This window comes from Kitasatospora albolonga (assembly GCA_002082585.1).
GTDB lineage: Bacteria > Actinomycetota > Actinomycetes > Streptomycetales > Streptomycetaceae > Streptomyces > Streptomyces stephensoniae.
Genome location: CP020563.1, coordinates 6,292,745 through 6,303,344, shown reverse-complemented (window position 1 = coordinate 6,303,344; position 10,600 = coordinate 6,292,745). Strand labels below are relative to the sequence as shown.

Sequence of the window (10,600 nt, the reverse complement as noted above, 5' to 3'; positions counted from 1 at the left end):
TCGGGGAAGCGACGAGACACCATATGGGGAGTGCTGTGATCACCGCGCGCGCGGCCGCCACCTTCGAACCGGTCGGGCGCTCGGTCGCGACCGCCCGCGCCTTCGTCCGGGACACCCTCCAGGGGTGGGGGTACAACGATGTCGTGGACGACGCCGTCGTCCTCACCAGCGAGCTCGTCACCAACGCCGTGATCCACGCGGGCACGGCGGCCGACGTGCTCTGCCTGCGCACCGAGGACGGCGTACGCGTCGAGGTCGCCGACCACTATCCGGAACGTGAGGTCCCGCTCCAGAGCAGCGGGCTCGACTTCGGCTCCCCGGACCGCGAGAACGGCCGGGGCCTGCTGCTCTGCGCGGCGCTGGCCGCCCGCTGGGGCGTCGAGTACACCCCCACCCGCAAACATGTCTGGTTTCAGCTGGACCTGCCCGAGCGCCCGGTCGGCATCCGCTCCGCGGGACCGCTCCTGCCGACCGCGCTGCTGCCCGTGACGGACCAGCGCGTACGGGTGGCCGTCGTCCAGATCGACCACTCCGGCTCCATCGCCGCGTGGAACGACGACGCGGCCTTCCTCTTCGGCCACGCGGCGGACCAGGTCGCCGGCAAACAGCTCACCGACTTCGTGGCCTGGCCGCACACCCCCGGCACCAGCACCGGCATCGCGGACGCGCTCCAGCTCTCCCGCTGGGAGGGCAGCTACGGAATCCGCTGCGCCGACGGCCGGGTCACCCCCGTCTACGCCTCGCATCTGCGGGTCCGCGACACCGACGGCGAACCGTCCACGGTCTGCCTCCTCGTCCGCGACTACGAGCGGGCCGTCCTCCAGTCCCCGGTCCGCGCCCCGGTCTCCGACTCCTCGTCCGAGAACCGCGCCACGGACCCGTTCGAGGTCTTCATCGGCTCCCCCGCCCCCGACGACCTGGACGGACTGCTCCAGCGGACCGTCGAGCGGGCCCGCGACATGCTCGACGCCGACGCGGCCTTCCTCCTCCTCGCCACCGACGACGAGACGGAGCTCGAGGTCCGCGCCACGACGGGCCTCCCCTCGGCCCGCCAGCGCTTCGCCCGCGTCCCCGTGGAAGCCGGAACGGGCCGCTACGGTTCCGCCCGCATGCCCGCCGTCCACGAGGACCTCACCGCCGTACCCGGAGCCGTCCCGCTCCTCACCGACACCGGGATGCGCTCGGTCGTCACGGTCCCGCTCAAGGTCGAGGGCCGTCTGACGGGCTCCCTGGGCGTCGCGGCCGAGGCTCCGGGACGCTACTCGAACGAGGAGGCCCTGCGCCTCCAGTTCGCCGCCGACCGCATCGCCCTGGCCGTGGAGTCCGCACGCCTGGGCGAGCTGGAACGGCTGCGCCGGGGCTCCCTCTCCTTCCTGGTGGAGGCGTCCGACCTGCTGGCCGGCACGCTCGACCGGGACCAGACGCTGGCGCTGATGGCCCAGATGACGGTCCCGACCCTGGCCACCTGGTGCGCGGTCTACACGATCGCGGACCAGTCCTCGGACCCGTACCTCTCGTACGTGCTCCACGAGGACGAGGACCTCATCGACGGCCTCAAGGCCCTGCTCTCCAAGATCGCCCCGCCCGACCCGGTCCCGACCCCGGGCGCCCGCATCTGGGCGGCCCCTTCGGAGGCCGGTCACCGGGCGGCGCTCAGCACGTCCACCCGCAGCCTGGACCACGACGCGCCGCTGAGCATGTCCACGGCCACCCGCACCATCCTCGCCACGGCCCAGGCGGTCGGCGGCGAGACGGTGGTCCTGCCGCTGGTCGCCCGCAACCGCGTGATCGGCATGCTGACGCTCGGGAAGCCCTCGGACGACCACTTCCGCCAGGAGATCCTGGAACTGGCCGAGGACCTCTCCCGCCGGGCCGCCCTGGCCCTGGACAACGCCCGCCTGTACTCGGAGCGCATGGCGATCAGCCAGTCGCTCCAGCGCAGCCTGCTGCCCCCGGGCCTCCCCGACATCGAGAACGTCGAGATCGAGGTCATCTACCGCGCGGCGGGCGAGGGCAACGAGGTCGGCGGCGACTTCTACGACGTCTTCCCGATCCACGACGGTGCGTACGGCTTCGCCATCGGCGACGTCTGCGGTACGGGACCGGAGGCGGCCGCCGTCACGGGCCTGGCCCGCCACGCCCTGCGCCTGCTGGCCCGCGAGGGCTTCCCCGGCCCCGCGGTCCTGGAACGCCTCAACGCGGCCATCCTCGACGAGGGCGCCCGCAGCCGCTTCCTGACCCTCCTGTACGGCGAGCTGTGGCCCCAGGAGGACGGCAGCGCCCTCCTGAAGGTCGTCTGCGCCGGTCACCCGCTGCCGCTGCGCCTGCGCCAGGACGGCACCGTGGAGCCCGCCGCCGAACCGCAGCCCCTGCTCGGCGTGCTGGACGACCTGGAACTGTACGAGCAGGAGGTCACCCTCGACCCGGGCGATGTCCTCCTCTGCGTCACGGACGGCGTCACCGAACGCCGCGAGGGCACCCGCATGCTCGGCGACGACGGCCTCGCGAACGTCCTGTCGACCTGTACGGGCCTGACGGCCGGAGCGGTCGCCGCACGCATCCTGCGGGCCGTGGAGCGCTTCGCGGCGGAGCCCGCGTCGGACGACATGGCCATCCTGGCGATGCGCGTCCCGGAGCCGCCCCGCATCTGATCGGATCTGGCCCGAGGCCACCACACGCGAAAGGCCCCCGCCACATGGCGGGGGCCTTTCGTTTCTCTCTGAGCCCCAATGCGGAATCGAACCGCAGACCTTCTCCTTACCATGGAGACGCTCTACCGACTGAGCTATTGGGGCCTCGCTGCGCTGTGGCAACGAGGTAAACCATACACGGGATCAGGGGATACGCATAATCGCGGCCGGCGCGAGCTTTCCGGGGTACGCCGACGACAGCTCGACCCCCGACAGGAGAGACCTATCCGGGCTGCCGGGCCGGAACACAAGCAGGAAACGCAGGAAACGCAGGAAACGCAGGAAAGCCCCGTGCCTGACGGCACGGGGCTTTCCCACAAAGATTGTTCGGCGGCGTCCTACTCTCCCACAGGGTCCCCCCTGCAGTACCATCGGCGCTGAAAGGCTTAGCTTCCGGGTTCGGAATGTAACCGGGCGTTTCCCTAACGCAATGACCACCGAAACACTATGAAAATTTGAACACCGGTGTTGTCACGGCTGTTCGTTATTTCAGAACTAACACAGTGGACGCGAGCAACTGAGGACAAGCCCTCGGCCTATTAGTACCAGTCAGCTCCACCCGTTACCGGGCTTCCACATCTGGCCTATCAACCCAGTCGTCTACTGGGAGCCTTAACCAATCTAGTTGGTGGGAATACTCATCTCGAAGCAGGCTTCCCGCTTAGATGCTTTCAGCGGTTATCCTTTCCGAACGTAGCCAACCAGCCATGCCCTTGGCAGAACAACTGGCACACCAGAGGTTCGTCCGTCCCGGTCCTCTCGTACTAGGGACAGCCCTTCTCAATATTCCTACGCGCACAGCGGATAGGGACCGAACTGTCTCACGACGTTCTAAACCCAGCTCGCGTACCGCTTTAATGGGCGAACAGCCCAACCCTTGGGACCGACTCCAGCCCCAGGATGCGACGAGCCGACATCGAGGTGCCAAACCATCCCGTCGATATGGACTCTTGGGGAAGATCAGCCTGTTATCCCCGGGGTACCTTTTATCCGTTGAGCGACAGCGCTTCCACAAGCCACTGCCGGATCACTAGTCCCGACTTTCGTCCCTGCTCGACCCGTCGGTCTCACAGTCAAGCTCCCTTGTGCACTTACACTCAACACCTGATTGCCAACCAGGCTGAGGGAACCTTTGGGCGCCTCCGTTACTCTTTAGGAGGCAACCGCCCCAGTTAAACTACCCATCAGACACTGTCCCTGATCCGGATCACGGACCCAGGTTAGACATCCAGCACGACCAGAGTGGTATTTCAACGACGACTCCACAACCACTGGCGTGGCCGCTTCACAGTCTCCCACCTATCCTACACAAGCCGAACCGAACACCAATATCAAACTATAGTAAAGGTCCCGGGGTCTTTCCGTCCTGCTGCGCGAAACGAGCATCTTTACTCGTAGTGCAATTTCACCGGGCCTATGGTTGAGACAGTCGAGAAGTCGTTACGCCATTCGTGCAGGTCGGAACTTACCCGACAAGGAATTTCGCTACCTTAGGATGGTTATAGTTACCACCGCCGTTTACTGGCGCTTAAGTTCTCAGCTTCGCCACCCCGAAGAGCAGCTAACCGGTCCCCTTAACGTTCCAGCACCGGGCAGGCGTCAGTCCGTATACATCGCCTTACGGCTTCGCACGGACCTGTGTTTTTAGTAAACAGTCGCTTCTCGCTGGTCTCTGCGGCCACCCCCAGCTCACGGAGCAAGTCCGATCACCAGTGATGGCCCCCCTTCTCCCGAAGTTACGGGGGCATTTTGCCGAGTTCCTTAACCATAGTTCACCCGAACGCCTCGGTATTCTCTACCTGACCACCTGAGTCGGTTTAGGGTACGGGCCGCCATGAAACTCGCTAGAGGCTTTTCTCGACAGCATAGGATCATCCACTTCACCACAATCGGCTCGGCATCAGGTCTCAGACTATGTGCACGACGGATTTGCCTACCGTGCGTCCTACACCCTTACCCCGGGACAACCACCGCCCGGGCTGGACTACCTTCCTGCGTCACCCCATCGCTTACCTACTACAAGTCTGGTTCATCGGCTCCACCACTACCCTCAACTCCGAAGAGATCGGGCCGGCTTCACGGACTTAGCATCGCCTGATTCAGTACTGGGCGTTTCAAAGCGGGTACCGGAATATCAACCGGTTGTCCATCGACTACGCCTGTCGGCCTCGCCTTAGGTCCCGACTTACCCTGGGCAGATCAGCTTGACCCAGGAACCCTTAGTCAATCGGCGCACACGTTTCTCACGTGTGTATCGCTACTCATGCCTGCATTCTCACTCGTGAACCGTCCACAACTCGCTTCCACGGCTGCTTCACCCGGCACACGACGCTCCCCTACCCAACCCAACAGGCGTTGGCCCTATTGTTGGATTGACACGACTTCGGCGGTACGCTTGAGCCCCGCTACATTGTCGGCGCGGAATCACTTGACCAGTGAGCTATTACGCACTCTTTCAAGGGTGGCTGCTTCTAAGCCAACCTCCTGGTTGTCTCTGCGACTCCACATCCTTTCCCACTTAGCGTACGCTTAGGGGCCTTAGTCGATGCTCTGGGCTGTTTCCCTCTCGACCATGGAGCTTATCCCCACAGTCTCACTGCCGCGCTCTCACTTACCGGCATTCGGAGTTTGGCTAAGGTCAGTAACCCGGTAGGGCCCATCGCCTATCCAGTGCTCTACCTCCGGCAAGAAACACACGACGCTGCACCTAAATGCATTTCGGGGAGAACCAGCTATCACGGAGTTTGATTGGCCTTTCACCCCTAACCACAGGTCATCCCCCAGGTTTTCAACCCTGGTGGGTTCGGTCCTCCACGAAGTCTTACCTCCGCTTCAACCTGCCCATGGCTAGATCACTCCGCTTCGGGTCTAGAGCGTGCAACTCAAACGCCCTGTTCGGACTCGCTTTCGCTACGGCTTCCCCACACGGGTTAACCTCGCTACACACCGCTAACTCGCAGGCTCATTCTTCAAAAGGCACGCAGTCACGACACACCGAGCAAGCTCGATGTGCGACGCTCCCACGGCTTGTAGGCACACGGTTTCAGGTACTATTTCACTCCGCTCCCGCGGTACTTTTCACCATTCCCTCACGGTACTATCCGCTATCGGTCACCAGGGAATATTTAGGCTTAGCGGGTGGTCCCGCCAGATTCACACGGGATTTCTCGGGCCCCGTGCTACTTGGGTGGTTCTCAAACGAGCCGTCAATGTTTCAGCTACGGGGGTCTTACCCTCTACGCCGGACCTTTCGCATGTCCTTCGCCTACATCAACGGTTTCTGACTCGCCTCACAGCCGGCAGACTGTGAAAGAGAACTCCCACAACCCCGCATACGCAACCCCTGCCGGGTATCACACGCATACGGTTTGGCCTCATCCAGTTTCGCTCGCCACTACTCCCGGAATCACGGTTGTTTTCTCTTCCTGAGGGTACTGAGATGTTTCACTTCCCCTCGTTCCCTCCACACTGCCTATGTGTTCAGCAGCGGGTGACAGCCCATGACGACTGCCGGGTTTCCCCATTCGGAAACCCCCGGATCAAAGCTTGGTTGACAGCTCCCGGGGACTATCGTGGCCTCCCACGTCCTTCATCGGTTCCTGGTGCCAAGGCATCCACCGTGCGCCCTTAAAAACTTGGCCACAGATGCTCGCGTCCACTGTGCAGTTCTCAAACAACGACCAGCCACCCACCACCCCACCCCATTACGGGACGAGTTCACTGGGCCGGAACGAAGGAACAACCTTACGGCCGCACCCTCAGACACCCAACAACGTGCCCGACACGATCCCTCTTCTCCTGTGTTCCACGCCGAAGCAGTACTAGCAGAAACCGATTGATCGTGCCGAATAGTCAACGTTCCACCCATGAGCAACCAGCACCGGACATTCGCCGGTGTTCTGGCCTCTGACCAAACCGAAGCCTGGTAAGAAGTGCTCCTTAGAAAGGAGGTGATCCAGCCGCACCTTCCGGTACGGCTACCTTGTTACGACTTCGTCCCAATCGCCAGTCCCACCTTCGACAGCTCCCTCCCCACAAGGGGGTTGGGCCACCGGCTTCGGGTGTTACCGACTTTCGTGACGTGACGGGCGGTGTGTACAAGGCCCGGGAACGTATTCACCGCAGCAATGCTGATCTGCGATTACTAGCAACTCCGACTTCATGGGGTCGAGTTGCAGACCCCAATCCGAACTGAGACCGGCTTTTTGAGATTCGCTCCGCCTTACGACATCGCAGCTCATTGTACCGGCCATTGTAGCACGTGTGCAGCCCAAGACATAAGGGGCATGATGACTTGACGTCGTCCCCACCTTCCTCCGAGTTGACCCCGGCAGTCTCCTGTGAGTCCCCATCACCCCGAAGGGCATGCTGGCAACACAGAACAAGGGTTGCGCTCGTTGCGGGACTTAACCCAACATCTCACGACACGAGCTGACGACAGCCATGCACCACCTGTATACCGACCACAAGGGGGGCACCATCTCTGATGCTTTCCGGTATATGTCAAGCCTTGGTAAGGTTCTTCGCGTTGCGTCGAATTAAGCCACATGCTCCGCTGCTTGTGCGGGCCCCGTCAATTCCTTTGAGTTTTAGCCTTGCGGCCGTACTCCCCAGGCGGGGAACTTAATGCGTTAGCTGCGGCACCGACGACGTGGAATGTCGCCAACACCTAGTTCCCAACGTTTACGGCGTGGACTACCAGGGTATCTAATCCTGTTCGCTCCCCACGCTTTCGCTCCTCAGCGTCAGTAATGGCCCAGAGATCCGCCTTCGCCACCGGTGTTCCTCCTGATATCTGCGCATTTCACCGCTACACCAGGAATTCCGATCTCCCCTACCACACTCTAGCTAGCCCGTATCGAATGCAGACCCGGGGTTAAGCCCCGGGCTTTCACATCCGACGTGACAAGCCGCCTACGAGCTCTTTACGCCCAATAATTCCGGACAACGCTTGCGCCCTACGTATTACCGCGGCTGCTGGCACGTAGTTAGCCGGCGCTTCTTCTGCAGGTACCGTCACTTGCGCTTCTTCCCTGCTGAAAGAGGTTTACAACCCGAAGGCCGTCATCCCTCACGCGGCGTCGCTGCATCAGGCTTTCGCCCATTGTGCAATATTCCCCACTGCTGCCTCCCGTAGGAGTCTGGGCCGTGTCTCAGTCCCAGTGTGGCCGGTCGCCCTCTCAGGCCGGCTACCCGTCGTCGCCTTGGTAGGCCATTACCCCACCAACAAGCTGATAGGCCGCGGGCTCATCCTTCACCGCCGGAGCTTTCAACCCCCACCCATGCAGGCAGGAGTGTTATCCGGTATTAGACCCCGTTTCCAGGGCTTGTCCCAGAGTGAAGGGCAGATTGCCCACGTGTTACTCACCCGTTCGCCACTAATCCACCCCGAAAGGCTTCATCGTTCGACTTGCATGTGTTAAGCACGCCGCCAGCGTTCGTCCTGAGCCAGGATCAAACTCTCCGTGAATGTTTACCCGTAATCGGGTGCACACACACGAGAGCGGAACAACCGGTCGGAATAAGACCCGTTGTTCACAGCGTCCTCGCTGTGTTCATTGCCTGCCCGATGCCACCCGAAGGCGACCCGTGCAGGACTTTTCAAAGGAACCACCAACCCCACGAGTGTGGAGGCCGGGGTATCAACATATCTGGCGTTGACTTTTGGCACGCTGTTGAGTTCTCAAGGAACGGACGCTTCCTTCGGTCCCGTATCACCGGGCCCCTCCGGGCGCTTCCCTTCAGTTTTTTCTTTGTCCTGCTGTCTTGCGTTTCCGACTCTATCAGACCCTTTTCAGTGCCTGACCCCCGGTCGAAGCGGGGCGCTTTCCAGGTTCTTCGCTTTCGCGTTTTCCCTTTCCGGCGGTTCCAACTTTACCAGACTCTTTTTCGTTCCGTTTCCGGTCCGAATTCGATTTCCGGTGGCCTGTGGAGTGGCCTTGCCTTTCGGCGGACCCGACTTTATCAGAGATTCTGAGTCGGAATTCCCGCCCCGTCAGGTGTGCCCCGGCGCACAGGTGCGCGCGGTGCTTCCCGGTCGAGCGGAGCCGTAAACGTACTGGAGCGGGGCGCCCCGATGCAAATCGAGGGGCCCCGCTCCGGTACCGGCGGTCGGGAGGGACGTCAGGAGGGTCAGACCTCGACGACGACCGGGAGGATCATCGGGCGTCGGCGGTAGGTGTCGGAGACCCACTTGCCGACGACACGGCGGACCAGCTGCTGGAGCTGGTGCGGCTCCATGACGCCGTCCTGGGCCGACTTGTCCAGGGCTTCCTGGATCTTCGGCGTGACGCCGGTGAAGGCGCTGTCTTCGATGCCGGAGCCCCGGGCCTGGATGTGGGGGCCGCCCACGATCTTGCCGGAGGAGCTGTCGACCACGATGAAGACCGAGATGATGCCCTCGTCGCCGAGGATGCGGCGGTCCTTGAGGGAGGTCTCGGTGACGTCGCCGACGGAGAGGCCGTCGACGTACACGTAACCGGCCTGGACCTTGCCGACGATCTTGGCCTTGCCGTCGATCAGGTCGACGACCACGCCGTCCTCGGCGATGACGATGTGGTCCTTGGGCACGCCGGTGAGGGCTCCCAGTTCGGCGTTGGCCCGCAGGTGGCGCCATTCGCCGTGGACCGGCATCAGGTTCTTCGGCTTGCAGATGTTGTAGAAGTACAGCAGCTCGCCGGCCGAGGCGTGGCCCGAGACGTGGACCTTGGCGTTGCCCTTGTGGACGACGTTGGCGCCCCAGCGGGTCAGGCCGTTGATCACGCGGTAGACCGCGTTCTCGTTGCCGGGGATGAGCGACGACGCCAGGATCACCGTGTCGCCGGGGACGATCCGGATCTGGTGGTCGCGGTTGGCCATCCGGGAGAGGGCCGCCATCGGCTCGCCCTGCGAACCCGTGCAGACGAGCACGACCTCGTCGTCCGGGAGGTCGTCGAGGGTCTTGACGTCCACCACCAGGCCCGCGGGGACCTTGAGGTAGCCGAGGTCTCGGGCGATGCCCATGTTGCGGACCATCGAGCGGCCGACGAAGGCGACCCGGCGGCCGTACTCGTGGGCGGCGTCCAGGATCTGCTGGATGCGGTGCACGTGGCTGGCGAAGCTCGCCACGATGATGCGCTTCTGGGCGTTGGCGAAGACCGTGCGCAGGACGTTGGAGATGTCCCGCTCCGGCGGTACGAAGCCGGGAACCTCGGCGTTCGTGGAGTCCGAGAGGAGGAGGTCGATGCCCTCCTCGCTGAGGCGGGCGAACGCGTGCAGGTCGGTGAGCCGGCCGTCCAGCGGGAGCTGGTCCATCTTGAAGTCACCGGTGGCCACGGCCATGCCCGCGGGGGTGCGGATGGCGACGGCCAGCGCGTCCGGGATGGAGTGGTTGACCGCGATGAACTCGCAGTCGAAGACGCCGATACGCTCGCGCTGCCCCTCCTGCACCTCGAGGGTGTAGGGGCGGATGCGGTGCTCCTGGAGCTTCGCCTCGATGAGGGCGAGCGTCAGCTTGGAGCCGATGAGGGGGATGTCCGGCTTCAGGCGCAGCAGGTACGGGACGCCGCCGATGTGGTCCTCGTGGCCGTGCGTGAGGACGATGCCCTCGATGTCGTCCAGGCGGTCCCGGATCGTGGTGAAGTCCGGCAGGATCAGGTCGATGCCGGGCTGCTCGTCCTCGGGGAAGAGAACGCCGCAGTCGACGATGAGCAGGCGGCCGCCGTACTCGAAAACCGTCATGTTGCGGCCGATCTCGCCCAGGCCGCCGAGCGGGGTGACCCGCAGGGCGCCCTTCGGGAGCTTCGGCGGGGTACCGAGTTCAGGGTGCGGATGGCTCAAAAGACTCTCCTTAACCACACGCGCCACGTACCGCTGAGGCACGTGGCGCGCATGTCGTTCGTGCACTTGCTGTTGTCTTGGGGTCGTGCTCT

At 63.3% G+C, this 10,600-nt stretch carries 2 protein-coding genes, 1 tRNA gene, 3 rRNA genes and 1 pseudogene; 2 read left to right on the top strand and 5 right to left on the bottom strand.

Annotated elements, in window-relative coordinates:
* Positions 1-23 precede the first annotated feature (23 nt).
* Positions 24-2,651 (top strand): PAS domain S-box protein, encoded by a 2,628-nt coding sequence (locus B7C62_27940; protein ID ARF75658.1) that lies wholly within the window; start codon positions 24-26, stop codon positions 2,649-2,651.
* A gap of 71 nt (positions 2,652-2,722) precedes the next feature.
* On the opposite strand, the gene B7C62_27935 is transcribed toward B7C62_27940, so the two are convergent.
* The 4 genes from B7C62_27935 to B7C62_27920 form a co-directional block, all read right to left on the bottom strand.
* Positions 2,723-2,795, bottom strand: a tRNA-Thr gene (locus B7C62_27935).
* A gap of 220 nt (positions 2,796-3,015) precedes the next feature.
* Positions 3,016-3,132, bottom strand: a 5S ribosomal RNA gene (rrf, locus tag B7C62_27930).
* Between the two features lie 72 nt (positions 3,133-3,204).
* Positions 3,205-6,352, bottom strand: a 23S ribosomal RNA gene (locus B7C62_27925).
* A 277-nt stretch (positions 6,353-6,629) separates the two neighbouring features.
* Positions 6,630-8,162, bottom strand: a 16S ribosomal RNA gene (locus tag B7C62_27920).
* The 16S, 23S and 5S rRNA genes sit together here with 1 tRNA gene alongside, the layout of an rRNA operon.
* 10 nt (positions 8,163-8,172) lie before the next feature.
* On the opposite strand from B7C62_27920, the pseudogene B7C62_27915 reads away from it, so the two are divergent.
* Positions 8,173-8,577: pseudogene (locus B7C62_27915) on the top strand (hypothetical protein).
* Positions 8,578-8,822: 245 nt separating this feature from the next.
* Here the strand turns inward: B7C62_27915 and B7C62_27910 are convergent.
* On the bottom strand, positions 8,823-10,508 hold the full coding sequence (locus B7C62_27910; GenBank protein ARF75657.1) for an RNase J family beta-CASP ribonuclease: 1,686 nt from the start codon (positions 10,506-10,508) through the stop codon (positions 8,823-8,825).
* Positions 10,509-10,600 lie beyond the last annotated feature (92 nt).

Bases quoted from the DNA above. Each gene is read 5' to 3' on its own strand.
- B7C62_27940 (ARF75658.1), top strand. From the start codon at position 24: ATGGGGAGTGCTGTGATCACCGCGCGCGCGGCCGCCACCTTCGAACCG.